Origin of the sequence: Rossellomorea aquimaris (genome assembly GCF_020172085.1) — a bacterium.
Taxonomy (GTDB): Bacteria; Bacillota; Bacilli; order Bacillales; family Bacillaceae_B; genus Rossellomorea; species Rossellomorea aquimaris_E.
In genome coordinates this window covers 1,550,606-1,577,085 of the sequence record NZ_JAIVAT010000003.1, presented here as the reverse complement: position 1 = coordinate 1,577,085, position 26,480 = coordinate 1,550,606, and the positions used below count along the sequence as shown (strand labels likewise).

22 protein-coding genes are annotated in these 26,480 nt (G+C 41.5%); 20 read left to right on the top strand and 2 right to left on the bottom strand.

The window, feature by feature from the left end:
- The 9 genes from preA (at position 1) to LCL96_RS08865 (ending at position 10,013) form a co-directional block, all read left to right on the top strand.
- Complete coding sequence (gene preA, locus LCL96_RS08905; protein ID WP_224941035.1) at positions 1-1,287, top strand: NAD-dependent dihydropyrimidine dehydrogenase subunit PreA; 1,287 nt, start codon at positions 1-3, stop codon at positions 1,285-1,287.
- Between the two features lie 16 nt (positions 1,288-1,303).
- The gene (gene hydA, locus LCL96_RS08900; RefSeq protein WP_224941034.1) at positions 1,304-2,731 is read left to right on the top strand and encodes a dihydropyrimidinase; all 1,428 of its coding nucleotides are present in this window, start codon (positions 1,304-1,306) and stop codon (positions 2,729-2,731) included.
- 140 nt (positions 2,732-2,871) lie between these two features.
- Positions 2,872-4,344 carry an NCS1 family transporter gene (locus LCL96_RS08895; RefSeq protein WP_397549705.1) on the top strand — a complete coding sequence of 491 codons (1,473 nt, stop codon included), beginning with the start codon at positions 2,872-2,874 and terminating at the stop codon, positions 4,342-4,344.
- Positions 4,345-4,398: 54 nt separating this feature from the next.
- Positions 4,399-4,605, top strand: coding sequence for a hypothetical protein (locus tag LCL96_RS08890; protein ID WP_224941033.1), 207 nt, complete (start codon positions 4,399-4,401; stop codon positions 4,603-4,605).
- A 16-nt stretch (positions 4,606-4,621) separates the two neighbouring features.
- Positions 4,622-4,810 carry a hypothetical protein gene (locus tag LCL96_RS08885; RefSeq protein ID WP_224941032.1) on the top strand — a complete coding sequence of 63 codons (189 nt, stop codon included), beginning with the start codon at positions 4,622-4,624 and terminating at the stop codon, positions 4,808-4,810.
- Between the two features lie 52 nt (positions 4,811-4,862).
- Complete coding sequence (locus tag LCL96_RS08880) at positions 4,863-6,476, top strand: PucR family transcriptional regulator (RefSeq protein ID WP_224941031.1); 1,614 nt, start codon at positions 4,863-4,865, stop codon at positions 6,474-6,476.
- Positions 6,477-6,695: 219 nt separating this feature from the next.
- Positions 6,696-8,162 (top strand): CoA-acylating methylmalonate-semialdehyde dehydrogenase, encoded by a 1,467-nt coding sequence (locus tag LCL96_RS08875; RefSeq protein ID WP_224941030.1) that lies wholly within the window; start codon positions 6,696-6,698, stop codon positions 8,160-8,162.
- A 21-nt stretch (positions 8,163-8,183) separates the two neighbouring features.
- Positions 8,184-9,539, top strand: coding sequence for an aspartate aminotransferase family protein (locus LCL96_RS08870; protein WP_224941029.1), 1,356 nt, complete (start codon positions 8,184-8,186; stop codon positions 9,537-9,539).
- Positions 9,540-9,644: 105 nt separating this feature from the next.
- Positions 9,645-10,013, top strand: coding sequence for a VOC family protein (locus LCL96_RS08865; RefSeq protein WP_224941028.1), 369 nt, complete (start codon positions 9,645-9,647; stop codon positions 10,011-10,013).
- A gap of 34 nt (positions 10,014-10,047) precedes the next feature.
- Here LCL96_RS08865 and LCL96_RS08860 read toward each other — a convergent pair whose 3' ends face one another.
- Positions 10,048-10,974: a VanW family protein gene (locus tag LCL96_RS08860; protein ID WP_224941027.1), complete on the bottom strand. Its 927-nt coding sequence runs from the start codon at positions 10,972-10,974 to the stop codon at positions 10,048-10,050.
- Positions 10,975-11,104: 130 nt separating this feature from the next.
- Here LCL96_RS08860 and LCL96_RS08855 point away from each other — a divergent pair, with 130 nt between their 5' ends.
- The 4 genes from LCL96_RS08855 to mutL all read left to right on the top strand — a co-directional run bounded on the left by LCL96_RS08855 (position 11,105) and on the right by mutL (position 17,325).
- Positions 11,105-11,920, top strand: a complete 816-nt coding sequence (locus tag LCL96_RS08855) for a hypothetical protein (protein WP_224941026.1) — start codon at positions 11,105-11,107, stop codon at positions 11,918-11,920.
- A 107-nt stretch (positions 11,921-12,027) separates the two neighbouring features.
- Positions 12,028-12,642 (top strand): DedA family protein, encoded by a 615-nt coding sequence (locus LCL96_RS08850; RefSeq protein WP_224941025.1) that lies wholly within the window; start codon positions 12,028-12,030, stop codon positions 12,640-12,642.
- A 177-nt stretch (positions 12,643-12,819) separates the two neighbouring features.
- Positions 12,820-15,435, top strand: coding sequence for a DNA mismatch repair protein MutS (gene mutS / locus LCL96_RS08845; RefSeq protein WP_224941024.1), 2,616 nt, complete (start codon positions 12,820-12,822; stop codon positions 15,433-15,435).
- A 12-nt stretch (positions 15,436-15,447) separates the two neighbouring features.
- Positions 15,448-17,325, top strand: coding sequence for a DNA mismatch repair endonuclease MutL (mutL, locus tag LCL96_RS08840; protein ID WP_224941023.1), 1,878 nt, complete (start codon positions 15,448-15,450; stop codon positions 17,323-17,325).
- 47 nt (positions 17,326-17,372) lie between these two features.
- On the opposite strand, the gene LCL96_RS08835 is transcribed toward mutL, so the two are convergent.
- Positions 17,373-17,819, bottom strand: coding sequence for a DUF4385 domain-containing protein (locus LCL96_RS08835; protein WP_224941022.1), 447 nt, complete (start codon positions 17,817-17,819; stop codon positions 17,373-17,375).
- Between the two features lie 211 nt (positions 17,820-18,030).
- On the opposite strand from LCL96_RS08835, the gene LCL96_RS08830 reads away from it, so the two are divergent.
- The 7 genes from LCL96_RS08830 to spoVK all read left to right on the top strand — a co-directional run bounded on the left by LCL96_RS08830 (position 18,031) and on the right by spoVK (position 26,463).
- Positions 18,031-19,068, top strand: a complete 1,038-nt coding sequence (locus tag LCL96_RS08830; protein WP_224941021.1) for a class I SAM-dependent methyltransferase — start codon at positions 18,031-18,033, stop codon at positions 19,066-19,068.
- A gap of 182 nt (positions 19,069-19,250) precedes the next feature.
- Positions 19,251-20,639 carry an FAD-binding oxidoreductase gene (locus tag LCL96_RS08825; RefSeq protein WP_412103564.1) on the top strand — a complete coding sequence of 463 codons (1,389 nt, stop codon included), beginning with the start codon at positions 19,251-19,253 and terminating at the stop codon, positions 20,637-20,639.
- The gene (locus tag LCL96_RS08820; protein ID WP_224941019.1) at positions 20,636-21,202 is read left to right on the top strand and encodes an MFS transporter; all 567 of its coding nucleotides are present in this window, start codon (positions 20,636-20,638) and stop codon (positions 21,200-21,202) included. The genes LCL96_RS08825 and LCL96_RS08820 overlap by 4 nt, the downstream gene beginning before the upstream one ends.
- A gap of 97 nt (positions 21,203-21,299) precedes the next feature.
- Positions 21,300-23,684 (top strand): penicillin acylase family protein, encoded by a 2,385-nt coding sequence (locus LCL96_RS08815; protein WP_263628073.1) that lies wholly within the window; start codon positions 21,300-21,302, stop codon positions 23,682-23,684.
- A gap of 225 nt (positions 23,685-23,909) precedes the next feature.
- Complete coding sequence (gene miaA, locus LCL96_RS08810) at positions 23,910-24,869, top strand: tRNA (adenosine(37)-N6)-dimethylallyltransferase MiaA (protein WP_318246409.1); 960 nt, start codon at positions 23,910-23,912, stop codon at positions 24,867-24,869.
- 28 nt (positions 24,870-24,897) lie between these two features.
- Positions 24,898-25,134 carry an RNA chaperone Hfq gene (gene hfq / locus LCL96_RS08805; protein WP_206850853.1) on the top strand — a complete coding sequence of 79 codons (237 nt, stop codon included), beginning with the start codon at positions 24,898-24,900 and terminating at the stop codon, positions 25,132-25,134.
- 378 nt (positions 25,135-25,512) lie between these two features.
- Positions 25,513-26,463, top strand: a complete 951-nt coding sequence (spoVK, locus tag LCL96_RS08800; RefSeq protein WP_224941018.1) for a stage V sporulation protein K — start codon at positions 25,513-25,515, stop codon at positions 26,461-26,463.
- Positions 26,464-26,480: the final 17 nt, after the last annotated feature.

Below are 26,480 nucleotides of genomic sequence, written 5' to 3'. Positions count from 1 at the left end.
ATGGCAAACTTAAACATCGATTTAGCTGGCATCAAATCACCAAATCCATTTTGGCTGGCTTCTGCACCACCAACGAATTCGGGTTATCAAGTTCAGAGGGCTTTCGAGGCAGGTTGGGGAGGAGCTGTGTGGAAAACATTAGGCGAACCTATCATAAACGTTTCCTCGCGCTTCGCAGCTGTTAGCTTTAATGGTCAAAAGGTAGCTGGATTCAATAATATCGAACTTATAACTGATCGCCCACTTGAAGTGAATCTGAAAGAAATATACGAGACGAAGAAGAGGTTTCCAGGTCACGCCATCATTGCTTCTTTAATGGTCGAACCGAAACAGGAGAAGTGGCATGAAATTGTAAAGAAGGTAGAAGATGTTGGTGTTGACGGGTTAGAACTTAATTTCGGATGCCCCCATGGGATGGCTGAACGGGGAATGGGATCCGCATCCGGTCAAGTACCAGAGTTAGTAGAGAAACAAACCCACTGGGCCAAGGAAGTGGCAAAGACTCCAGTCATTGTAAAGCTGACCCCTAATATTACGGATATTACCGTGACAGCTGAGGCTGCTGTACGAGGGGGGGCGGACGCTGTAAGCATGATCAATACCATCAATAGCCTTGCCGGAGTTGACCTTGATTCATGGAATACCATCCCTCACGTTGGTGGTAAGGGCGCACACGGAGGATATTGTGGACCTGCTGTGAAGCCTATTTCACTTAATATGGTGGCAGAGTGTGCAAGGAACCCAAGAATCAACGTTCCGATTTCAGGAATGGGAGGTGTGTCAAACTGGCAGGATGCAGTTGAGTTCATGCTTATGGGGGCATCAGGAGTACAGGTGTGTACGGCTGCCATGCATCACGGTTTCAGAATCGTGGAGGATATGCTCGATGGATTGAATAATTATCTTGATGAAAAAGGTATAGCATCCGTGCAGGAAATCGTCGGTAAATCCGTTCCGAAGTTTTCCGATTGGGGTAATCTTGATCTTAACTATAGTGTTGTGGCAAAGATCAATAATGATGTATGCATCAATTGCAATAAATGCCACATTGCTTGTGAAGACACTTCACATCAATGTATTGACATGCTGAAGGATCCAAATGGGAATAGCATTTTAAAGGTAAGGGAAGAAGATTGTGTCGGGTGCAATTTATGCTCGATTGTCTGCCCGGTTGATGGTGCCATCGATATGATAGAAGTTCCAAGTGGCCAAATGCCGATGACTTGGAATGATCGTCAGGCTGTGATGAGTAACCTATCGGGATCGAAAATGAATGCAGTGAAATAATTCAGGAGGTAATGTAATGGATAAAATCATTCAAAACGGAACAATCGTAACAGCAACAGACACGTATAAAGCTGATGTCCTCATTCAGGACGGAAAGATTGCTGCAATAGGCAAAGGGTTTGAAGCAAACAAAGCAGAAGTGATTGATGCCAGTGGAAAATTTATCTTCCCCGGCGGAGTTGATCCACATACCCATCTTGAAATGCCGTTCGGAGGAACGGTTTCAAAGGATGACTTTGAGAGTGGTACGATTGCGGCTGCATTCGGAGGAACGACCACACTGATTGATTTTTGTTTAACGAATAAAGGAGAACCGCTTCAAAATGCTATTGATACTTGGCATGCCAAATCAAAAGATAAAGCAGTCATTGATTATAGCTTCCATTTGATGATCGGGGAGATCAATCAAGAAGTCCTCTCTCAACTACCAGAAGTCATGGACCAAGAAGGAATCACATCTTTCAAAGTATTTATGGCTTATAAAAATGTATTCCAGGCAGACGATGAAACGCTATTTAGAACATTGGTTGCTGCAAGGGAACTGGGTGCCCTTGTCATGGTACATGCTGAAAACGGTGATGTCATTGAGTACTTAACGGAAAAAGCTTTAGAAGAAGGTAAAACCGAACCTATCTACCATGCACTGACAAGACCCCCTGAACTAGAAGGGGAGGCTACTGGCCGAGCAGCTAAATTAACAGGCCTTGCGGATTCCCAATTATATGTCGTTCATGTTTCCTGCTCTGAAGCAGTGGAGCAGATTGCAGCTGCAAGAAGCAAAGGTTTAAATGTATGGGGAGAAACGTGCCCGCAGTATCTGGTCCTTGATCAAACCTATTTAGAGCGCCCGAACTTTGAAGGGGCCAAATATGTCTGGTCGCCTCCACTAAGGGAGAAATGGAATCAAGATGTTCTGTGGAATGCATTGAAGAGCGGGCAGCTTCAAACATTGGGCTCTGATCAATGCTCATTTGATTTCCAAGGCCAAAAAGATCTTGGCAAAGAAGATTTCACTAAAATTCCGAATGGCGGACCAATTATAGAGGACCGTGTATCCATATTATTTTCAGAAGGGGTTGAGAAAGGACGAATAAGCTTGAATCAATTTGTAGATATCATGTCGACAAGGAGCGCAAAGTTATTTGGTTTGTATCCTCAGAAGGGTACAGTAGCCGTAGGTTCTGATGCAGATATCGTCATCTTTGATCCTGATACTGAAAGAGTCATTTCTGCAGAGACTCATCATATGGCCGCTGATTATAACCCATTTGAAGGTATGAAGGTGAAGGGAGAACCGGTTTCAGTTTTATCAAGAGGTGAATATGTCATCAAAGATAAACAGTTTGTAGGGAAATTGGGTTCTGGTAACTATGTTAAAAGAGCGAAATACGGTAAGCTTCTTTCAAATGAAGAGAGTGAAGCGCTACAATCATCCAAGTCCTAAAACATTCTATTTAAAAACATCCATCTTAAATGTAGAACTACTCCTGTGAGCTGATGGCAGGGATTCAATACCGCCATCAGCTTGCCTCTCTTGTAATAAGATTGGTTTTGCCATTCGAAGCAAACGAATAAGGGGTGTTCATGTTGAAAAGTAATTACTTAAAATCTCCTGATCTATTACCAATTAAACAAAGTGAAAGAAAAATAACAAAGCTTGGTTATTCATTTATGTGGGTAGGCATGGTTGTGGTACTGGCTACCTTCGCAATCGGGGGAGCAGGGGTTGTATCATTGCCATTACCACTCGTTGTTCTTGCCACAATCATCGGTTCTCTTGCCATTGGGTTCTTTATTACTTTAACGGGTGATATCGGGATCGAGCATGGAGTATCATTCCCAGTCTACATGAGAGCACCATTTGGGACGATTGGGACGCACATCCCTTCAGTTGTCCGGGGACTCGCGGCTTCCATGTGGTTTGGAATCAACACTTATTTTGGTGCAACAGCGATGAATGGAATTCTTAATATATTATCTGGTTTTGATAATTGGTTTATTTGTTTCTTGATCTTTGCTGTTCTTCAATTAGTGAATACAGCTCTGGGAATTAAAGCTGTAGAACGTTTTGCAGATCTTGCAGCACCTGTCATCATTTTGATTTCAGTATGGATGTATTCTTCTTTATCTGAGTCTGCTGCCAGTCAAGGAAGAGACATTTGGAGCTGGGTGGAGAGTCCGGTAACGGGAGCAGCCACTTTTACAGCTTTTCTGGTTGTCATCTTTAGTAATATGGGATTCTGGGCGACACTTTCAGCCGATATCCCTTCCATTTCCCGCTTCATGAAGGCTCCAAGCAATGAACGTAACTGGTTCAAGAGAAATCGGAGTTCATTGATTGGTAATCTTGTAGCTCTTCCGATTACTCAAGCATTTATGGTGTTAATAGGTGGGATATCTTATATCGCCGTATTGAACTATGATCCTGTAGTTGCGTTGCAGGAAGCAGCAAGCGGGTTTGTTTTAGGAGTACTCCTCCTTATGATCGTTCTGGCACAGTGGTCGACGAATATTGCTGCAAATATTGTGCCGGCAGCCACTATCTTTTCAAATGTAGGCGGACCAAAATTTCCTTTCTGGGCGGGTGTATTAACTGCCGGGATCGTAGGGACGATTGTTCAGCCCTGGAACCTATTCGGTGTCATCATTCCGGTCCTTCTCTTTGTAGGAGGAATTCTATCAGCAATTGTTGGCATATTAATATCAGATTACTACTTTATTAGAAAACGAAGGGTCAATGTACCTGATTTATACGAAGATAGAGGACAGTTTAGCTATATGAATGGAGTCAACCTTGCAGGGTTTATATCATGGATTCTTGGAGCGGTCGCTTCATATTTCGTTCCTAACTTTTCGTTCTTGGTAGGATTTGGTGTCGGTGCCCTTTGTTATTTTGTTCTAGCAAAATTCTGGTGGTTTAAGAAGTATGAACAGGCAGAGATTTCTGATCCGAGTGATGAGAAATACCTTGGATTGTCGGTAGGTCGTGATTGGATCATTGAGGAGGAAGAAGAAATGGTTGTAGAAGGATCTCCGACAGGCACAAGTTTAACTTAATCCAGACTCAGGGAATTCACTGAAGTCCAACGTAAAGGAGGGGAAGGGCTCTATATGTCTGAATATCAAGAGTTCTTAAGTGAAAGGGATAAGATAGATTTTCTTATACAAAAAGGCTTTAAAATTGAGAAAATCACCGAAAATCTCAGTGGTGCATTTGTCTTATTTAAGCACACTGAAAACAAAAGAAGTGCCACTCTACATGTGAAAACGGCAAATGCACGAAAGTATTTTTCAAATCTCTTATTTCATACTCAATAACGAAAGGGGGACTTTGATGAGTGACTTGAGGGATTCGCATACAGGCAAAGAATGGATCCTCTGCCCTGGAACGATTCAGACATCCGATGAATTAATAGATTGGGTGTTAAGTGTATTATCGTCGAATCACCTGACTGATGAGGAATTAGTGAAATGGTGGAGCGAAGAGATACAGTTTGCGATCCCCTATATTGAAGAAAGATGAAGGATTGGTTCTGCCAATCCTTTTTCTCCATTTACTGCGGAAGGAGTAGAGGATGAAGAGTCATTATTATTTTTCAGTGGAAGACATTCTAGAACGAAAATATTTTGAACACGCAAAAGTGATCGCTGGACATAACGGTCTTAAGAGGCAAGTCAAGTGGGTCCATATCGTCGAAGTCACTTCAATAAGGAATCTTCTTAACGGGAATGAACTGATCCTGTCAACAGGCATTGCCCTGCAGGAGGAAGGCACTTTCCTTTCTCTCATTCACCAGTTAGTCGAATGTGAAGCTGCTGCCATCTGCATCGAGCTGGATACGAATATTTCTGCCATACCAGAATCTGTTATGAAATGCGCCGATGAGTTTGACTTTCCGATCCTTGTTTTTGAAAGGGAAGTCCCTTTTGTCAGTATAACGCAGGATATACACTCAGTTATCATCAATCAGCAATATGACATGGTCAAAAAACTTGATTCTTATGCACAGAACTTGAATAAAATGCTTCTTGGAGTCAACCAATGTAGTGATATTCTGGAGGTGTTACATAATGAGCTGGATGTGCCGGTGATCTTTCAGGTGAAAGATCAAGAAGCACAGATTCATCCACACATGAGCTCAATTGATGAAGAGCTGCTCTTAAAAAAATATGAAAGTCAAAGTGAGACGCACAATCATGATTTGGCATCGACGAAAGTAATCCTATTCGACCGAGAATATGCAGAGCTTTGTATCTGCAGGTGCCATCCGCCTTTTAGTGAATATGAGTTGTTAATTCTCGATCGAACTTCTACGGCACTTGCACAATGTCTGATGAGAGAATTGTATTTCAATGAGCAAAAGCGACTGGAAGAATCAAAATGGATCATGTCGTGGTTAAAAGGGGAACAGTCGTACGAAACGCTTGCCACCTTTATAGCTGAGCAGAAAGCGGCTTTTCAAGGAGGTGTCGTATGTATTTGCCAAACGAATAGGCTGGAAGAGAAAGACACCCTCGATCTAACTTATTTTAATCTGGTGACAGGAAGTATTTTTGAGCAGCATGGCTTTCAAATGGTACCAGAAAGGTTGGGTAATGATTACATTTTTATCCTGCTTGACAAACGGAAAACGGGAACATGGAAGAACAGATTGACCAACGCTTTTGAAAAAATATTGAATTCAGGATTTATTAGCGACACGTCAAATGCCCTATTTGCTACCGGTAAGTATCAATCGGAGATGGTGAATATCCATAAGAGCTATGAAACTGCACGGGAAACGCTGAAGTTCCGTCGTATAGAGGATGAGAATGAACATTTTTTCTTCTTTGATGACCTTCATCTTTTTAGGTTGATTTCAATTGTTAATAATAATGTGAATCTTTCGGAAATGATTGAGGAGTACCTTTCTCCCTTATTGAAATATGATCGAGATCATGATGGAAACTTGATGAAGACACTTAAAGTATTTCTTTCTTGTCAGGGCTCCAAGAAAGAAACGTCTAAAAGGTTATTTATCGTCAGACAAACACTCTATCATCGTCTTAAGAAAATGGAGGAGCTACTCGGAGAAGATTTCATGACACCGGATAAACGTGTGGCAATCGAGTTTTTACTTGCTGCTCAAGAATATTTGCAACCTCTTCGATCCATGAAGAAGTCTGATGTCAATGAATTTATACTGTAAGTCCCTCGTCCAATTTGAATGGATCAATGGACTGAGAGGTTATCAAATAATATGAATCAATACAATATGCTGTTATGTCCAATTGCAATGTGTGGCTTTTTAACGAAATGTCTAATGAAAGCACTGCCAATTTCTTTCATAATGAAAGTATCTAGCATACAGAAGATCCTGTACTTCTTGGGGAATATCCAATACAAAGTGAATTAGGAGGAACTGAAAATGACAGTAATCAAAAAAGATGTGGCGGTATTAAAGAATTATATTGGCGGAAAATGGGTGGAGTCTCTCAGTTCACAAACACTGGAAGTCTTAAATCCTGCCACGAATAAAGAGATTGCCAGAGTTCCGATATCCACTAAAGAAGATGTTGCGATGGCCGTAAAAGCAGCCAAGGAAGCTTCACAAACATGGAAGAAGACACCTGTTCCTAAACGAGCTCGTATTTTGTATAAATATCACTCTCTATTGTCAGAAAATCATGATGAGTTGGCAAAATTGGTCGTACAGGAAAATGGGAAATCATTTAAAGAAGCGTATGGAGAAGTGCAACGCGGATTAGAATGCGTTGAATTCGCTTGTGGTGCGCCTACATTAATGATGGGAGAAACGCTTAGTGGGATCGCGGAAGATATCGATTCTGAGATGTTTCGTTACCCGCTCGGTGTTGTAGGGGGGATCACACCATTTAACTTCCCAATGATGGTGCCTTTATGGATGTTCCCACTCGCGATTGCATGCGGAAATACATTCGTGCTGAAACCGTCTGAAAGAACTCCAATATTAGCCAATAGACTTGCAGAGCTTTTAACGGAAGCAGGGATGCCGCAGGGGGTCCTCAATGTGGTGCATGGAGCCCATGATGTAGTGAATGGCCTTTTGGAACATAAGGACATTGCTGCTATCTCATTTGTGGGGTCCCAGCCGGTAGCTAAATATGTATACCAGCAGGCTGCTTCACAGGGGAAAAGGGTGCAAGCATTATCCGGAGCCAAAAACCATCATGTCGTCATGCCTGATGCAGACCCCAATAAAGCGGCAGAGCATATCATTAGTTCAGCATTTGGCAGTGCAGGTCAGCGATGTATGGCATGTAGTGCAGTTGTAGTGGTTGGGGAAAATGAAGAATTTGTTAAGACTTTAAGTAAAAAAGCAGATGAATTATGTATTGGCAATGGGATGGATGAGGATGTACTGCTCACACCTGTCATCCGGAAGGAAAATAGGGAGAAGACACTGGGCTATATAGATAAAGGATTACAAGAAGGAGCGTCGCTGATCAGGGATGGCCGGAAGGAAATGGACGAATTCAAGGAGGGTAACTTCTTAGGAGCAACGATTTTTGATCATGTGACCCCGGAAATGACAATTGCAAAAGAAGAGATGTTTGCCCCGGTCCTCAGTTTACTGAGAGCGGAGGATTTAAATCAAGGGCTTGATTATATCCGGGAATCCAGATACGGAAATGGTGCCACTATCTATACGAAAGACGCAAGTGCCGTACGACAATTCAGAGAGGAAGCAGACGCGGGCATGCTTGGTATAAATGTTGGTGTTCCTGCAACAATGGCCTTCTTCCCGTTTTCTGGATGGAAGGATTCATTCTATGGAGATATGCATGTAAACGGGAAAGACGGAGTAAATTTCTATACAAGGAAGAAAATGATCACTACCCGATTTGATTTTTAATCAAGGTTAGGAGGAACCTTCATGGTAAAAGCAGGTCAATCACAAGATGTATGGTTGCAAAATGATGAAAAACTCATCTGGCACTCGATGAAACCATATAATCCCGACGGAACAATGGTTGTGACAGAATCCAGTGGATCGTGGATTACAGACCAGGATGGACAGAAGTTTCTGGATGGCATGGCGGGATTATGGTGTGTGAACGTTGGGTATGGAAGGCAGGAACTAGCTGAAGCTGCTTACGAGCAACTCAAAAAAATGGCCTATTTTCCACTTACTCAAAGTCATCAACCAGCTATTGAACTTGCAGAAAAATTAAACGAATTACTTGGTGATGACTATGTGATTTTCTTTTCGAACAGTGGATCAGAAGCAAATGAAACGGCTTTTAAGATTGCCCGTCAGTATCATCAACAAAAAGGAGAACATGGTAGATATAAAATATTTTCCAGATATAGAGGCTATCACGGTAACTCGATGGGGGCGTTAGCCGCTACAGGTCAGGCTCAGCGCAAGTATAAGTATGAGCCATTGGCGCCGGGCTTTCACCATATCGCACCGCCTGATGCTTATCGCGATGGAGAAACAAGTTCTGACCCCAGTGAACTTCCAGGAGTAATGGCCATTGATCAGGCCATGACGTGGGAACTGAGTGAAACTGTGGCAGCTTTGATCATGGAACCGATTATCACTGGCGGAGGAATTCTCATGCCCCAGGACGGCTATATGAAAGCAGCTAAAGAAGTTTGTGATAAGCATGGTGCTCTACTAATAGTAGATGAAGTCATTTGTGGTTTTGGGCGGACCGGAAAGGCTTTTGGCTTTATGAATTATGATGTGAAACCTGATATCATTACAATGGCTAAAGGGATCACCAGTGCCTACCTTCCTCTTTCTGCCACTGCAGTGAAGCGTGAGATCTATGATGCGTTTAAAGGATCTGAAGAATATGATTATTTCCGTCATATCAATACGTTTGGAGGGAATCCAGCAGCTTGTGCCCTTGCCTTGAAAAACATCGAGATCATGGAAAATGAAAAGCTTTTTGAAAGGTCGGCTGAACTTGGAGAAAAAGCAATGAATACATTGAAAAATCATTTGCAGGATCACCATTATGTTGGAAATGTAAGAGGAAAGGGCTTATTGATCGGTATAGAGATGGTGAGTAATAAGGATACTAAAGAACCGTTAGATCTGGATAAAGTAAATGCTGTTATTGGATATTGTAAGCAGCATGGAGTAATCATCGGAAAAAATGGCGCCACTGTCGCTGGATTCAATAATGTTTTAACCTTATCTCCTCCATTAAACATTGAAGATGATGATCTGGATGTATTACTTTCAACTGTCATTCAAGGGATTCAACAACTTTCGTAACAAAGATGAAGGCATCTGCACAAGCAGATGCCTTTATTCATGATGTTAATTTAGAATATTATGGTAAAATGTAAGGGGAATCATAATCAAGGTGGGGGAGAATACATGAATATTGAATTTAAAGGAATCGATCATATCCAAATTGCAGCTCCGGAGGAATGTGAGGTGAAAGCCCGGATGTTTTATGGTACCATCCTTGGATTGACAGAAATACCTAAGCCTGAAAACCTGCAAGGAAGAGGTGGCTGTTGGTTCCAATATGGTCCACAGGAAATCCATGTAGGGGTTCAAAACGATTTTGTTCCTGCTACGAAAGCTCATCCTGGTTTACTTGTTGCTAATTTAGCATCCTTGAGAGAGAGACTAACGGAGCAGGGTATTACGATAAAGGAGGATACTCCAATCAAAGGTAGAGATCGCATCTTTGTATCTGATCCTTTTGGAAATCGAATTGAATTTTTAGAATTTAATTAATACCTTCCGCACCTCCTTAAAGGGGAGGTGCAGGTTAATCTTCCACAGAGTGATCGACTTGTTTTTCCTGAGGTAATTCCTGTGAAGCACTTGGGACCTTCCTTTTTCTAACATTTATGAGGTCTGATGAATGAACCGTAACGACTACTTGTCCACCAAGGATTTTTGCCCGGATGAGAAGCGGCTGGTTATACGCATTCTTAAACGTGAAGTCTGGTCCGTACCAGCTAACCGTGGCATCCCTTCCTTCAGGGACATAAGGAACCCGCTTCGAGTGATGATATCGTTCTAATATTGCAACACCCGCTTGATCTACCGCATTAAATAAGGTAGAAGATACCTGGCAGATACCTCCACCTATATCCTCTGATAACTCCCCTTTTACAATTACCGGTGCTTTTTTATACCCTTTTTCTTTCGTTCTTTTTCCAACTACTTTATTAAATGAAAAGACTTCTCCGGGAAACACCACTGTATTATTAATTTTCTCCGTTGCAAGGGATATATTTTTCGTACGCTCTTCGTTATGACGATTGAAGTATGTGACATATTGTCCGATTTTTTGTGTTCGTATATGAGCAAGGATCTCGCTATCGACTTTTGGATACAACGTTAATAAGGGCGGATCGGATAATTTGTCTCCCCTTGAATATAAGTAGTCAGTGGTCAACTCACGAAATTTCCTTTCGTCAAGTTTATTTCCTGCCTTTTCGGGAACAATTCTTCCCAGGTCGTTGATATAGGCATTTTGTGGAGGGGTGTAGACTTTTTTCTGCACTTCCGAAACAAAACGATTATAGTTTCTTACGTTTATTAATGGTTCATCTATCAAAGGCACAACTAAGGAATGACGTTCGACGGATATATGAGTCCCATCAGGCATTTGAATATGTAGTTGATCATCATTCGACATTGTCGGATACAGTAATAAGCAGATCGCAGTAAGCTTAACCCAAAGCATGTGAACCCTCCCTTTCGATGATAGTATCTCTAATGGAGACCAAATTCATGTTCATGGTGAATTGCCAAAAATTGAATGAATGAATCGATGAGCAGGGAACAGAAAATAAAGAAAAAAAGAGGTTTCGTACATGCTTTTTAGACTTACGCTTATTATGTCATTGCTCCTAGTGTTCGGAGAGAAGCCTGCAGGAGCCATGCCGAGTTTTCAAGTGGAAATCCTGCCCTGGAATCAAGTTAAAGAAATTCTTCCAAAATATTCATATTTTACAATCATCGATGTAGATACCGGGTTGTCTTTTAACGTTCAACGAAGGGCTGGAAGCAAACATGCAGATGTGCAGCCGGTTACAGAAAAAGACACAGAAATGATGAAAACTATTTATGGTGGGACTTGGAGCTGGGACCGTCGTGCAATTCTTGTGTTGGTAAACGACAAGCTCATTTCTGCCTCCATGAATGGGATGCCACACGGTGGAGGTGCCCTCCAAAATAATTTTCCAGGCCATTTCTGTGTACATTTTTATGGAAGTACAACTCATAAGACACCCACTCCAGACTTAGCTCATAAAATCATGATATTGAAAGCGGGAGGTAAACTGGATCAATTTCTGTACCAGTCAGATCCATATGAATTAATCAGTTTCCTGGAAATAGCCATTAATCAACAGGATGAAAAACTTCTCTCACGCATCATGACAGGAAACAAGGGTCAGGTTCGTAAGGCTCTGTCCTCCGTGAAACATGTCCAAATTACGCAAAGATCGATCCTGCCAGTAGAGGATTTGCCTGCATTTGTAGCGTTGGATTTTCAGTTTAGGGTGAAGTGGATCAAATCAGATCACTCTCAAGAGGAAAAAAAGATCCAGTTTTATTTACTCAGAGACACGCCTGAGGATCAGTGGAAAATCGACGGTCAAACTTTTGCCGGTGAGATGGGCTTTTAGCATGGGAAAATTCCCCTGAATAGGATGGAAACTTATCCTTTTCTTGCGTTTTTAATCTCGAAAAGAGGGAAAAGGATAGATAAATGAATTGTGGAGGGAAATAACCGATGTTGGAGTTTGTCATGAATTTCATACAGGAGCTGGGGATGTGGGGGTTATTCGCAGGAAATGCCATTGAAGCGTCCTCGCTGCCATTTCCAGGTGCCCTTGTAACACTGACTTATGGTTATGTATTAGATCCATCCTGGATGAAAGTATTCATGTTGGCATTTGCAAGCAGCATTATTTACACCATCTTTAGTTACATTCCATATGGAATTGGATATAAGCTGAAGGACAAGATCAAAGAGAAAACCAGTTCAAAGAAAATGGAAAAGGGGCAGAAATGGTTCCGTAAATGTGGTTTATGGAGTATAGCCATTACAAGACCTCTTGGCATCGGTAATTATATTTCTTATATTGCAGGAATTAGCAAAGTGAATAAGTGGAAGTTTGGTGGATTGACCTTTATTGGAATATTCCCGATTACACTCACAATGTTAATAGTCGGGATGAATGGCAATTTGAAATCCGTCCAAGCCTTGATGAGCGATCTCCAAACTTACCTTCTGGTTGGAGGGACTGTACTTATCGGTGGTTACTTTCTCTTTAAGTGGTATAAACGAAAAGAAAAGTCTGATTGTTTAAACGAAGATTCAAGTATGATCAAACAAGCAGAATAGATATTAAGAAAGTTCGCTCTTTACGAATAGAGAGCGGATTTTTTTGTTGGAAAATGGATATCCACGAATGGTAAGGGAATACACTTCCTCAATCTACTACATGCCTCAACCCTTGTCCTTATGATATAATGAATAGTTGAAAATAGCAGATTTACTTGGAAAGGTTTGAATGAAACCATGACACAATATACTCCAATGATAAAACAATATCTACAAGTGAAGGCAGAATATCAGGATGCCTTTTTATTTTTTCGTTTAGGCGATTTTTATGAAATGTTCTTTGATGACGCCATCGCTGCCTCGCAGGAACTTGAAATAACTCTGACAAGCCGTGACGGTGGTGGAAAGGAACGAATCCCCATGTGCGGTGTACCTTATCATTCCGCTCCAAACTACATAGAGCAACTGATTGATAAAGGGTTCAAAGTAGCGATTTGCGAACAGACAGAAGACCCGAAACATGCAAAGGGAGTTGTCCGAAGAGAAGTTGTTCAGCTCATTACTCCAGGTACCGTTATGGATGGAAAGGGCTTGAATGATAAAGAAAACAACTATATTGCATCCGTAAGCGATTTTGAAGATCAAACGTATGGTCTTGCCTACAGTGATTTATCGACCGGTGAAACAAAGGTAACCGTCGTTTCGGAAGGATTGCAAGCGCTGTTGAATGAATTATCCACGATTGGCGCGAAAGAAGTAGTCATTCACCCGGAATTGCCCGAAGAAGTCCAGGCAAAAATCAAAGAAAGAAGCGAGGTCACCTTATCATATGAGCGTGATTCTAGCATAGGACATGCGTTCAGCCAACTTGTTGATCCACTGAAACAAGAGAAACTCATTAAAGCTTCTTCTAGCTTGTTTCATTATCTTTTCCGTACTCAGAAGAGAAGCTTGGACCATCTGCAAATTGTGGAACCGTATCAGCTTCATCAATTTATGAAAATGGATTACTATTCAAAGAGGAATCTGGAGCTGACGGAGACCATTCGTTCGAAAGGGAAAAAGGGATCTCTTCTATGGCTGCTTGATGAAACGATGACAGCTATGGGCGCAAGACTTTTGAAGCAATGGATTGATCGTCCTCTTATCCACAAACAGGATATCGTGAAGCGTCAAACTGTAGTAGAAGTGTTATTGGAACGTTTCTTCGAAAGGCAGGATCTCAGGGAACGGTTAAAGGAAGTGTACGATTTAGAGCGACTTGCAGGGCGGGTAGCCTTCGGCAATGTCAATGCTAGGGATTTAATTCAGTTAAAGAAATCTTTACAGCAAGTACCTGTGTTAAAGCATTTAGTGGAATCCCTGGAGAATGAAGCGACCGATGATCTTGTCAGCAAGCTAGATCCTTGTGAAGAATTGACAGATCTTTTGGAACAGGCTTTAGTAGAAAATCCTCCGTTGTCCATTAAAGAGGGAAGCTTGATTCAGGACGGCTATCATGCTGAACTGGACCAGTATCGTGATGCAAGTAAGAACGGGAAATCATGGATTGCAAAACTTGAACGGGATGAAAGGGAACGAACCGGGATCAGGTCTCTCAAAGTCGGTTTTAACCGTGTATTCGGCTACTATATTGAAGTAACGAGAGCAAACCTTCATCATCTTGAAGAAGGCCGCTATGAACGGAAACAAACCTTAACGAATGCAGAACGGTTCATTACTCCTGAATTAAAAGAGAAGGAAGCGCTTATCCTTCAAGCGGATGAAAAAAGCGTGGATTTGGAATATGAACTATTCCTTGGTATTCGGGAAAGAGTGAAGGAATTTATTCCCCGACTTCAAAAATTGGCGAAACTCGTCAGCGAACTTGATGTCCTACAGTGCTTTGCTACAGTAAGCGAGAAGCGCCATTACACACGTCCAGTATTCAATGATGAGAGAAGGATCGAATTAAAAGAAGGAAGGCATCCTGTGGTGGAAAAAGTAATGGGTGCTCAGGAGTATGTTCCAAATGATTGTTACATGGATCAGGATAGAGAAGTGTTCCTCATTACAGGACCGAATATGTCAGGTAAGAGCACCTATATGAGGCAGGTGGCACTGACGAGCATCCTTGCTCAAATTGGTTGTTACGTGCCTGCAAGTGAAGCGAATCTGCCGATATTCGATCAAGTATTCACCCGAATCGGAGCAGCGGATGACTTAATATCCGGTCAGAGTACGTTCATGGTTGAAATGCTCGAAGCAAAGAATGCCATCATTCATGCCACTCAACAGAGCCTGATTCTGTTTGATGAAATCGGACGTGGTACCTCCACTTACGACGGAATGGCGCTGGCACAAGCCATCATTGAATACATCCATGAAAATATTGGTGCGAAAACATTATTCTCCACTCACTATCATGAGTTGACGGTGCTCGAAGCCGAGCTCCCTAAAGTGAAGAATGTACATGTAAGTGCAATGGAGCAAAACGGAAAGCTTGTCTTCCTTCATAAAATCAAGGAAGGGGCGGCGGATAAAAGTTATGGTATACACGTTGCCGAGCTTGCTGAACTGCCTGATGCCTTAATCCAAAGAGCGAATGAAATCCTTCTTGAGCTCGAACAAAAAGGGGACCACCAAACAACGATGGAAGTAGCGGCTTCAAGAGAGGCTATTCCAGAGGAGCAGGAAACAGCGGATCTTGCCCAGTTGTCCTTCTTTGAAGCAGGGAACTCTGTTAAAAAAGAAAAGCTCAACTCTAAAGAAAAGAAATGTATAGAGGAGCTTAAGAAGCTGGATATCCTGGAGATGACGCCGTTAGACGCTATGAACACACTCTATGGAATCCAAAAAAAATTAAAAAACTAAGGGGGTGAAACTGTGGTGAAAATCTTCCAGCTTGATGATTCCCTTTCCAATAAGATTGCTGCTGGTGAAGTGGTGGAGCGCCCGGCCTCAGTTGTGAAAGAACTCTTGGAAAACAGCATCGACGCAGGTGGGGACGTCATTGAGATCCACATTGAGGAAGCAGGACTTCAGTCCATACGCATCATAGATAACGGGGACGGCATTGAAGAAGAGGATGTTAGAACGGCATTTAAGAGGCATGCCACAAGTAAAATCAAAGACGAAAATGACTTGTTCCGTATCCGGACCTTAGGTTTCAGGGGAGAGGCTCTACCGAGTATTGCATCCGTTTCTCACTTCACGTTAAAAACGAGTACGGGGGATGGACCCGGAACAATCATTGAACTTGAAGGTGGGGAAGTGAATGCATTTGAAAACACTTCGTCCAGAAAAGGGACGGATATCACAGTTTCCCAACTGTTCTTCAATACACCTGCGCGATTGAAATATATGAAAACCATTCATACGGAGCTTGGGAATATAACGGATGTTGTCAACAGGATCGCGCTTGCTCACCCTGCCGTTTCAATTAAGCTCCTTCATAATGGGAAGTCTTTATTGCATACGAGTGGCAATGGAGATGTCCTTCAGGTTCTTGCGGCCATTTATGGAGTGGGGATAGCGAAGAAAATGGTTCCCATTGAAATGGAATCCCTCGATTTTAACGTGAAGGGGTATGTTTCCCTTCCTGAAGTAACCCGGGCATCAAGGAACTATATTTCTACCATGATCAACGGAAGGTTCATAAAGAACTATGCTCTGGCAAAAGCAATCGGAGAAGGGTATCATACCCTTCTTCCTATAGGGCGGCACCCCATTGTTCTTCTCAATATAGAAATGGACCCGATCCTGGTGGATGTGAATGTGCATCCTTCAAAGATGGAGGTCCGCATCAGCAAAGAATCTGAACTCAACGAATTGGTGACGGAAGGGATCAAAAAGGTTTTCAAAGGGAAGGAATTAATCCCCGCAGGATCCATAAGCCCTAAGGCAATGATTCCAAAATCGGAGCAAACCTTTATGAATCTGGACCATTCATCCAAACCGACAGAGGTAAAGGTAGGTAGTCAGGAGACAGTTCGAGAACGGCTTACTCCAAAAGAAGAGAGTGTTAACTTGTATGAGCCGACGCCTTCTTTCGATACCGGCAGGGATTCTGAGGCGTCAGGATTGAATGACGCACAAGTTCGAGAGCGATCCGATAATTTGGAGGGTATTCTTCAGGAAGAAAAGACGATCGAAGACATCGAGGATGTACATGCGCTTCCCAGGGTTCCCCCTCTATATCTAGTCGGGCAGATGCACGGCACATATATATTTGCTCAAAATGAACGTGGGCTTTATATCATTGACCAACATGCTGCCCAGGAAAGAATTAAGTATGAATTCTATAAAGAAAAGGTCGGAGAAGTTGCCAAAGAACTTCAGGAACTCCTTGTCCCCCTTACTCTGGAGTTTTCGACGGATGAGTATATCAAAATCAATGAACATCGCTCACTCCTTGAAGAAGTCGGGGTGTTCCTTGAAGATTTCGGACATAATAGTTTCATAGTAAGGGCACATCCTCAATGGTTTCCAAAAGGGGAGGAACAGCAGACCATTGAAGATATGATCGAACAAATCATTAAAATGAACAAAGTCGATATTAAAAAACTTCGTGAAGAAGCGGCCATCATGATGAGCTGTAAAGGTTCCATCAAAGCGAATCATTATCTGCGCCATGAAGACATGCAGGCATTGCTGGACGAACTGAGAAAGACGAGTGACCCGTTCACCTGCCCGCACGGTCGTCCCATCATCATCCACTACTCGACGTATGAAATGGAGAAAATGTTCAAACGAATCATGTAAAGAAAGAGGGGAATGGACCATGAAGCGGTTCATTCCCCCTTTGATGATTATCCGTAATTCTTTTGGTGTTCTTTTTTCCGTTTTAAATAGTCTTCATCCTCTCTTGCTAATGTCCATTTAGTTTCGAATATAGCAGCAGATTCAGCTTTTTGTTCATCTATCTCTCGCTCGTTAATCTCCCCATCTTTATTATATTTCTTCCCACCTGGATAATTGGCGTACCGTCTGGAACGTGTATACCCCATCTGAAGAAATTTCCTGGCCATGTCCATTCCTACAAAATCATTCTCCTTTTTATATTTGAGAAACATGCAATAGATGCTGTTAGATGATTTTTCAGCTATATCCGGTGTCTTAAATCTCCATTCGGGGAGAATTTCACTTTTATATGGTTCTACGAGTAATACGCCTTGTTCCCCGCGTCCAACCCGATATTTCTCTGGATGCTTCCGAAAGTCGGTGGATTCAAAGTCAAGATCGTAATCAAAGGGCACGTCCTTCACCTCCTAAAATATTTCTACCCAAATCTATCACAGAAGAAACGAGAGAGGGTACCTCCATTTTATTACCTGTAATATTATTATGGTAACTAGATGTTATAGGAACATGTTTAATATTGACTGAAAAAAAGAGGGTTTCTTACAACCTTTCGTTAATGTATATAGTGAGGAATGAATGTTGCTCTAAAAAGGGAGGAAGGGTTGGATGATAGAGGTCGAAACATCTATCAACAATGAAATATTACGGGAAGAAACGTATCTGGAGGCATCTCATCGGGTAGACAAGAGGCAGTTTTCTGAGAAGGAGTATAATAAATTTGTGAAAGTGAAGGGTGTCAGGGATTGGTCTACTTTAACTTGGAAAGATGTTGGAAAACCGTATCAGGTTACGACTTTTGCTAAAGAGAAAACAGACTGGGAAAAAGATAATGGAACATCACTACCTGTCCATACCTCTTGGGAAATGTTTAACCGTTCTTTCCATGAATGGTTTGTGAAGGACGTTCCTTCTGAATTGAAAGGGACGCGAAGTCGCATAGTCCAAAATGCTTTAAATTTGAATGTGAGAAACTCTAAAAAAGCATTGGGAGACTATCTCAGATTACATTTATGGAATTATGTGCATCGAATTCAGGATGGAGTGTGGGACCCCAGAGGAAAGAGAGCGTTATTCAGTGGACTGGATGTCGTTAAGCCTAGGATATTATTTTTAGGTGCAGCAGAAGGGTATGAAGGAATGCAGCTTGCAGCTCTTTACCCCGGTAGTGAAATTGTAATGGTGGATTATGATCCATTTTGCCGAGATACCCGTTATCACGAATTTCCTGATTCTTACCCTTTCCTTGGACCAAATCCCTCAACAGGAGGGTTTAAAACCTATTACAAAGGTGATTTTTCAATATCTTATATTGTTTCGGATATTAGAGAGTTAACCTTCGGAAAAGAATTTGATATTGTATTGAGTGTAGGATTACTAGAACATTTTCCGGATGAATATAAGCCTGAAGTGGTTGAATGGCATCGTAAATTCTTAAAGCCTGGTGGGTATATGGTACTTACCACACCAAGAGCACAGCTTAAATCCAAAGTGTATTATGAAGTAATGGCAGATGTCATGAATCATACTTACCGAGAACTAATGACTGTAGAACAAATGGGGCTGTATTTATATGAAAATGGAGCGGATATTTTACAACACGGTTATATTAAAGTTCATAACGGAGTCATTGCGAAAGCAAGGTAAAGAGTAAGAAGCCTTAGATTAATATAATCTGAGGCTTTTTATTTTTTGAGAAATCCATTGAATATTTCTTTCTTTAGTGTAAAATTACACTAAAAGAGTAAAGGGTGATGTAGTTAATGTGCACATTCATCAAGGGGAAGAGAAGATTATGGTTGATAATCGTTTTTATCATTATTTCCTATATGTTGATATATAGGTTGGAATCAACTAAAAGTGAATCGAAAAACATCATTACAGATGTCAGCAGATTAATGCCCACAAAAATTGAAAAAGTCGTCAAGGGGAATGAAGAAAAGAGCATTGTGGCTGCATTGACAAAAGCAAGAGAGGAAGATCTAAAAGTATCGATTGCCGGTAAGAGACATAGTCAAGGCGGGCATACGTTTTACCCTGATGGGGTCGTACTGGATATGACGAATTTTGATAAAGTGCTTGGTGTTGATCCTGTTAATAAGACTGTCCATGTGGAGAGTGGGGCTACTTGGGATGATATACAACAAGCTGTAAATCCACATGGGCTTTCTGTGAAAGTGATGCAGTCGCAAAATATTTTTACAGTTGGAGGGTCATTATCCGTTAATGCCCATGGCAGGGATATACGGAATGGATCGTTAATTGAAACGGTGAATTGGTTCCGCTTGTTAAAGCCAGACGGTGATATCATCACCGTTTCAAGAGAGGAGAACAGAGAGTACTTCCCATTGGTCATTGGGGGATACGGGTTGTTTGGAGTGATATTGGACGTTGAACTTCAACTTACATCAGATGAATTACTAACAATGGATACAGAGGAAATGACATCTGATGAATATGAAGAATATTTTAACCAGCATGTCTTATCGGATGAAAAAGTGAAAATGCATTTAGCAAGGCTTTCTACTGCACCGGATTCGTTTCTGGAAGAAATGTACGTGACCAATTACAAAGCTAGTGACCAACAGGAGCTATACAATGAATATAATACTTTGAAAAAAGAAGAATATACGTTTCTAACAAAATTCCTCCTGGGTCTCTCAAGAGATTTTGATTGGGGGAAGGATCTCTTTTGGGATATGCAGAAGTCATTTTTCGATAAGAGTAATGGTCAGCTGGAAACCAGAAATAATGTCATGCGATCAGAGTCAGAGTTCTTAGAATACAACGGTAAAAACGACACAGATATTTTGCAGGAGTATTTTATACCTGTAGATGAGTACGAGGAATATATCGACGATTTAAGGGTGTACTTAACGGAAGAAGACATAAATTTAATGAACATAACAGTAAGGTACGTCAACAGGAGTGAAGAAGCATTACTATCTTATGCGAAAGAAGACATGTTCGCACTTGTCCTGTTGATCAACCAGGGAATGGGAGTAAAAGAAAAAAAGAAGACAGGTGATACCATCCGTGGCATGATCGATATCACCATTGAACATGGAGGAAGCTATTATCTCCCTTATTACAAATACCCTACTCTCGATCAGTTTCATGAAGCGTATCCATATGCAGAAGAGTTTTTTAACTATAAGCGAACATTCGACCCAGAAGAACGTTTTGTGAATTTATTTTATGAGGAGTATGGAAAATGAAATGGTTAATTGTGTCTCAAAGCTTTGCCATGGTGGCAGCCAGTGTGTCTTTTCCGTTTTATTTACTTTTTATCCAAAACATCGGTAGTGACATATCAAGTTTTGGTTTTGCATATGGATTGTTTACGTTAAGTTCAGCCCTCAGTCACCGATTCATAGGAAGACTGTCTGATATAGTAGGAGGGCAAATTCTGCTAGTCGTATATAGTTTGGGTATGAGTTTCTTGTTCTTGTTCATACCTTCTACAGGTTCCATCCAGGAGGTATACCTCATACAGATTGTTCTTGGAACCCTCGGTGCTCTCCAAAAGACGTCAGAGAAAGTGGTAATCAGTGACGTGACAGTACAAGGATCAAGAGGAAAGAATATCGGGATGTATCATTTTTGGACCGCACTTTTCTCGAGTATTGCCGTGATGGGAACCGGTTTGATTTTGGAGTATTTTACGATTCATTTTCTTTTCTATGCGTGCTCTCTTTTCTTCTTAGCCAGTGGGTTCGTACTTTTATTATTTTGGTCCAAATTGAAGCACACGGATCGTCCTATGACTGGATGTAAATAAAATCTCCTGTATAAGAGAAGGAATTACCCTTCAAAAAGGCTAATATTAAATATAGCATCATTTTCGGAAAATTCTATATATTACAGGGGGATTAGAAATGAATGGAGGTATTGAGCTTCAAAGGCAGAAAAAGAATAAGCGTCTGAAATTGACATTGTATACGGCGGGAGCCATATTATTTATCCTGCTAGGACTTTTGATCTTCGTAAATTATTACATTGACAGATCACTCCCGGTTACGACAGGTACCATTTCAATGAAAGGATTATCAAATGATGTAATCGTTATGAGAGATGATGAAGGGGTGCCTCATATTCAGGCTAAAGATGAAAAAGACCTTTATATGGCTCAGGGGTATGTACAAGCACAGGACCGATTATTCCAAATGGATCTAAGTCGTCGCCAGGCATCTGGACGATTGAGCGAAGTAGTTGGAGAGAAAGCGGTAGATCGTGATAAATTCTTTCGTACATTTGGTTTGAGGAGGGCAGCGGAGGTTTCCTTTACCGCTTATCCTGATGAATCGAAGCAGCTTCTGGAATGGTACGCTGATGGGGTCAATGCATTTATAGAAGAAGCGAAAGACGAAGGCAGACTACCTTTTGAATTTACACTCTTAGGATACAAGCCTGAAAAATGGACACCGATCGATTCATTAACGATAGGTAAATATATGGCATTTGATTTAGGTGGTCATTGGCAGGGGCAGGCATTCCGGTACTGGGCTCTTGAGAATCTCCCAAAAGACAAGGCATATGATCTTTTTCCTTCTTATCCGGAAGAAGCACCTGTTATCCTCTCAGATAGTGGGGAAGGAAACATCGATCTGAAGCAATCATTCGCATCAGCCGTCATCCCCCCTGAATTTAATGGAAGCAATAACTGGGTGGTCGGCGGGGACAAAACGGAGAGTGGTAAGCCTTTACTAGCAGACGATCCCCATCTTTCATTAGGGACTCCTTCCATATGGTATCAGATGCACCTTGAATCACCGGATGTAAATGTGAGCGGGGTGATATTTGCAGGAATACCCGGAATCATCCTTGGTCATAATGAACAAATTGCATGGGGTGTCACAAACACAGGTCCTGATGTACAGGACTTGTACGTAGAAAAAAGAAATACAGAAAATCCCGAACAGTTTTTGTATGATGGAAAATGGGAAAAAGCGACCATCGTGGATGAACCGATCAAAGTAAAAGACAGCGAGACCATCCCTTATAAAGTGACCATCACGAGGCATGGGCCGGTCATTTCTGAGTTTGCTCATCAAAATGAAAGCGAAAAGGTGCTCTCGATGCGCTGGACAGCCTTAGATCCGAGTCTCGAACTCTCTGCCATTATTAATATCAACAAGGCGAAGAATTGGACAGAATTTGAAGAAGCATTAAAAGACTTTCATGTGCCCACACAAAATTTCGTATTTGCCTCTAAGGATGGGACGATAGCATACAAGGCGAATGGTAAAATACCGATCAGGAAAAAAGGGGATGGACTTCTTCCTGTTCCTGGCTGGGATCCCGATTATGAATGGCAGGGCTACATCCCATTTGATGAACTCCCGAAAGTGATAAACCCGGAAGCAGGCTTTGTGGCTACAGCGAACAATAAAGTCGTGACGGACGACTATCCATACCATATCAGTCATCATTGGGCACAGCCGTATCGCTATATGAGGATCTCAGAATACTTGAAAGAAAAAGATACACTGACTCTTTCTGATATGGAAAAACTGCAAATGGATCAAACGAATTTACATGCCAGGGAATTTGTTCCTATCATGACTGTGGATTTAGAGAAAGCTTCGTTAACAGCTGAACAAAGAAATGCTCTAGAAATATTACTTTCGTGGAATTATGTAGATGACAAAGATTCAGCGGCACCTCTTATATTTCATCAGTGGATGAACGAAATATCTACGGGACTTTTTCAAAACGAAGTACCTGAGGAAATGATGAAAATGTTCGAAGGTCGCCAAAGTGTAGTCGATGAACTCTTACGCAGAGCGCACGCCGGGGAAGAGTCCCAGTGGTTTGTAGATCGTGGGGGCTATGAAAGATTTCTGGCTTCATCCCTATCAAAAGCAGTGAAGGAGCTTGAGGTGGCATATGGATCATCAATGAACGATTGGGAATGGGGAATGTATCATAAAGTGTACTTCGAACACCCATTATCAAGTGCTTCTCCAATCCTAAAGAGGTTCTTGAATGATAAAGAGCCCGTACCTGTAGGAGGGAGCAGGGTGACAGTGGAAGCTGCCAGTTATAATGATGAAGGGATTGTCAATCACGGTGCCTCCTGGAGATTCGTGATCGATACGTCAGATATGTCCAGTGGCTATCATATCGTTGGTCCAGGCCAGGCAGGTCACTACAAAAGTGAGTGGTATCAAGATCAAATTGACGCCTGGGTAAATGGAGATTATCATAAAACCTCCCTTGAAAGTTCAGGTGGGGATCAATTGATATTGAAACCGGAATAAACATGAACAGCTTGAAGAGATACTCCTTCAAGCTGTTTTAACTGGAACGGATGCTAAAATGACGTTTTAGCATTTTCAGAATGGGGTACAATCATTTCAAAGAAGAAAGTTGGTTTGAATAAAACGTACTGGAAAAGGAAATACTGACAAGATGTGATTTCATCGCCTCTATTATTATGGTACGATAATATGTAAAAGAGCATTTACATAGAAAGCAGTGAACATATGACTAGAATGGAAAAAGAGAAAGTGATTGTTCTTATTGGTCCAACTGCTGTAGGGAAAACCAATACGAGCATTGAGCTTGCAAAAAGGTTTGATGGAGAAATTATAAGTGGGGACTCCATGCAAATCTATAGAAAAATGGATATAGGCACTGCCAAAATAACGACAGATGAGATGGAGGGCATCCCCCATCACTTGCTTGACATAAAAGATCCTGATGAGCCTTTTTCTGTAGCAGAGTTTCAACAGCTCGTCAGAAAGAAGATATCCGAGATTCATTCACGGGGGAAAATTCCTCTGATTGTTGGAGGAACTGGCCTATACATTCAAGCGGTCCTATATGACTACCATTTCACGGAAACGCCTGGCGATGAAGAGTATCGGGCGGAGTTGGAAGCTCAGGGAGATAAACGTGGATCCGTTTGGCTCCATCAGCAGCTTGAAAAAGTCGATCCTATCTCTGCGAAAAATATCCACCCCAACAATATACGCCGTGTGATCCGCGCATTGGAAATATTTCATTGTACAGGAAAGACCATGAGTGAGTACCAGGAAGGTCAATCACATGAACTGCAGTATGATGTGGCGTTGGTTGGTCTAACTATGGACAGGGATATTTTATATAAACGAATCAATTTACGGGTAGATGTCATGATGAATCATGGCCTTTTAGATGAAGTGAAAGGACTCTATGATGAAGGTGTAAAGGACGTTCAGTCGGTACAGGCGATAGGGTATAAAGAACTTTATGACTACTTCGACGGTAAGATCGGTCTGGATCAGGCAATTGAAACCCTTAAGCAAAACTCCAGAAGGTATGCCAAACGCCAACTTACTTGGTTCAGAAATAAAATGGCTGTTGCCTGGTATGATATGACGGAAGGAAGTCAACACTCCAAAATTATTGATGATATTTCAGAATTTATTGCAGGAAAGCTTCAATTAAAGTCGAATAAGTAAATGTAGAGATAGAAGAGGAGGACTAACCATGAAACAATCCATTAATATCCAAGATCAATTCCTTAATCAATTGCGAAAAGACGGTTCACTCGTAACAGTATTCCTTTTAAATGGCTTTCAGATTAGAGGCCAGGTTAAGGGGTTTGATAATTTTACCGTCCTGTTTGAAACAGAAGGTAAGCAACAACTGGTATACAAACATGCCATCTCAACATTCGCACCACAGCGAAATGTTCAAATAAATTTCGAAGAACAAACGAATTAAGGTTCATAGTAAAAGCTGCCCTTTGTGGCAGCTTTTTATTTTGGCTTGATTATCGAAAGATTAATTAATGAAATGATTTGTAAGTGAATAGGATGATAAGAGAGGCTTTTTTTGATATGATCAAATGCCTCCCTTGACAAGAAAATGCACCCTGTAATCTATATGAAGGGGCTATTAACTGATGAAACTTGTTAAGCAATAAACGGAGGGTATAAACGAATCATTGCATGAACAACGTAATTCTATTTATTTCTCGGGAAAGCGCAGGAATAGACAGGATTCTTTTTATTTGTCGAAAAAAATAGATGAAGTAGCAGATGCGTATCACCCTTACACCCTATAAGCGTATTTTGTCCTTAGAATGGCGAGGTGAATTAGTTGGATCAACCAATGAGAATGAAAAATAACGGTCAAATCAGCATTGTGCTAAATTCTCAGAAAAGGAGTTCAGTCCGTGAAACATTAGAGTCAATCCCTCAATCCATTCCTCAAGAGCACGTAGCATTAAAAGAAATTGAAGAAGAACTTGGATCTCTTGTTGGTATGGAAGAGATGAAGAAGATGGTGAAGGAAATTTATGCTTGGATATATGTTAATAAAAAAAGGGAAGCTATGGGGCTGAAGGCTGGAAAACAAGCTCTTCATATGATGTTTAAAGGCAATCCGGGAACAGGGAAAACCACCGTTGCAAGAATAATAGGAAAGCTGTTCCTGAAGATGAATGTGCTCTCGAAAGGCCATTTGATCGAGGCTGAGAGGGCTGACCTGGTTGGGGAATATATAGGTCATACGGCACAAAAAACAAGGGACTTGGTGAAGAAGGCTTTGGGGGGCATCCTATTCATCGATGAAGCTTATTCACTTGGAAGAGGCGGGGAAAAGGATTTTGGAAAAGAGGCAATCGACACGCTTGTGAAACATATGGAAGATAAGCAGCATGATTTCATCTTGATCCTGGCAGGGTATTCCAGAGAGATGGAACACTTTCTTACATTGAATCCTGGTCTTCAATCACGATTTCCACTAGTGTTTCATTTTCCTGACTATTCTGTTGATCAACTCATGGAAATCGGTAAAAGGATGTTGGATGAGAAACAGTACTTATTGAGTCATGATGCAGAAAGAAAGATTCGCGATCATTTGAATGCAGCTAAAAATACATTATCTCCAATGGCATTTTCCAATGGCCGTTATGTGAGGAACATCCTTGAAAAGTCGATAAGAGCTCAGGCAATGAGACTATTATTGGAGAATTGTTTTGATCGACACGATCTGTTAACCATTCGCAGTAACGACCTGGTGTTTACGAAAAGTACAACAGAGTCATGATAAGAACAATAAAAAAA

Coding starts and splice junctions, on each gene's coding strand:
- LCL96_RS08850 (WP_224941025.1), top strand. CDS start 12,028: ATGTTGGAGTTTGTCATGAATTTCATACAGGAGCTGGGGATGTGGGGG.
- hfq (WP_206850853.1), top strand. CDS start 24,898: ATGAAACAATCCATTAATATCCAAGATCAATTCCTTAATCAATTGCGA.
- hydA (WP_224941034.1), top strand. CDS start 1,304: ATGGATAAAATCATTCAAAACGGAACAATCGTAACAGCAACAGACACG.
- LCL96_RS08820 (WP_224941019.1), top strand. CDS start 20,636: ATGAAATGGTTAATTGTGTCTCAAAGCTTTGCCATGGTGGCAGCCAGT.
- miaA (WP_318246409.1), top strand. CDS start 23,910: ATGACTAGAATGGAAAAAGAGAAAGTGATTGTTCTTATTGGTCCAACT.
- LCL96_RS08880 (WP_224941031.1), top strand. CDS start 4,863: ATGAAGAGTCATTATTATTTTTCAGTGGAAGACATTCTAGAACGAAAA.
- LCL96_RS08865 (WP_224941028.1), top strand. CDS start 9,645: ATGAATATTGAATTTAAAGGAATCGATCATATCCAAATTGCAGCTCCG.
- LCL96_RS08895 (WP_397549705.1), top strand. CDS start 2,872: ATGTTGAAAAGTAATTACTTAAAATCTCCTGATCTATTACCAATTAAA.
- LCL96_RS08815 (WP_263628073.1), top strand. CDS start 21,300: ATGAATGGAGGTATTGAGCTTCAAAGGCAGAAAAAGAATAAGCGTCTG.
- LCL96_RS08825 (WP_412103564.1), top strand. CDS start 19,251: ATGTTGATATATAGGTTGGAATCAACTAAAAGTGAATCGAAAAACATC.
- LCL96_RS08830 (WP_224941021.1), top strand. CDS start 18,031: ATGATAGAGGTCGAAACATCTATCAACAATGAAATATTACGGGAAGAA.
- LCL96_RS08860 (WP_224941027.1), bottom strand. CDS start 10,974: ATGCTTTGGGTTAAGCTTACTGCGATCTGCTTATTACTGTATCCGACA.
- LCL96_RS08855 (WP_224941026.1), top strand. CDS start 11,105: ATGCTTTTTAGACTTACGCTTATTATGTCATTGCTCCTAGTGTTCGGA.
- mutS (WP_224941024.1), top strand. CDS start 12,820: ATGACACAATATACTCCAATGATAAAACAATATCTACAAGTGAAGGCA.
- LCL96_RS08875 (WP_224941030.1), top strand. CDS start 6,696: ATGACAGTAATCAAAAAAGATGTGGCGGTATTAAAGAATTATATTGGC.
- preA (WP_224941035.1), top strand. CDS start 1: ATGGCAAACTTAAACATCGATTTAGCTGGCATCAAATCACCAAATCCA.
- LCL96_RS08870 (WP_224941029.1), top strand. CDS start 8,184: ATGGTAAAAGCAGGTCAATCACAAGATGTATGGTTGCAAAATGATGAA.
- LCL96_RS08885 (WP_224941032.1), top strand. CDS start 4,622: ATGAGTGACTTGAGGGATTCGCATACAGGCAAAGAATGGATCCTCTGC.
- LCL96_RS08890 (WP_224941033.1), top strand. CDS start 4,399: ATGTCTGAATATCAAGAGTTCTTAAGTGAAAGGGATAAGATAGATTTT.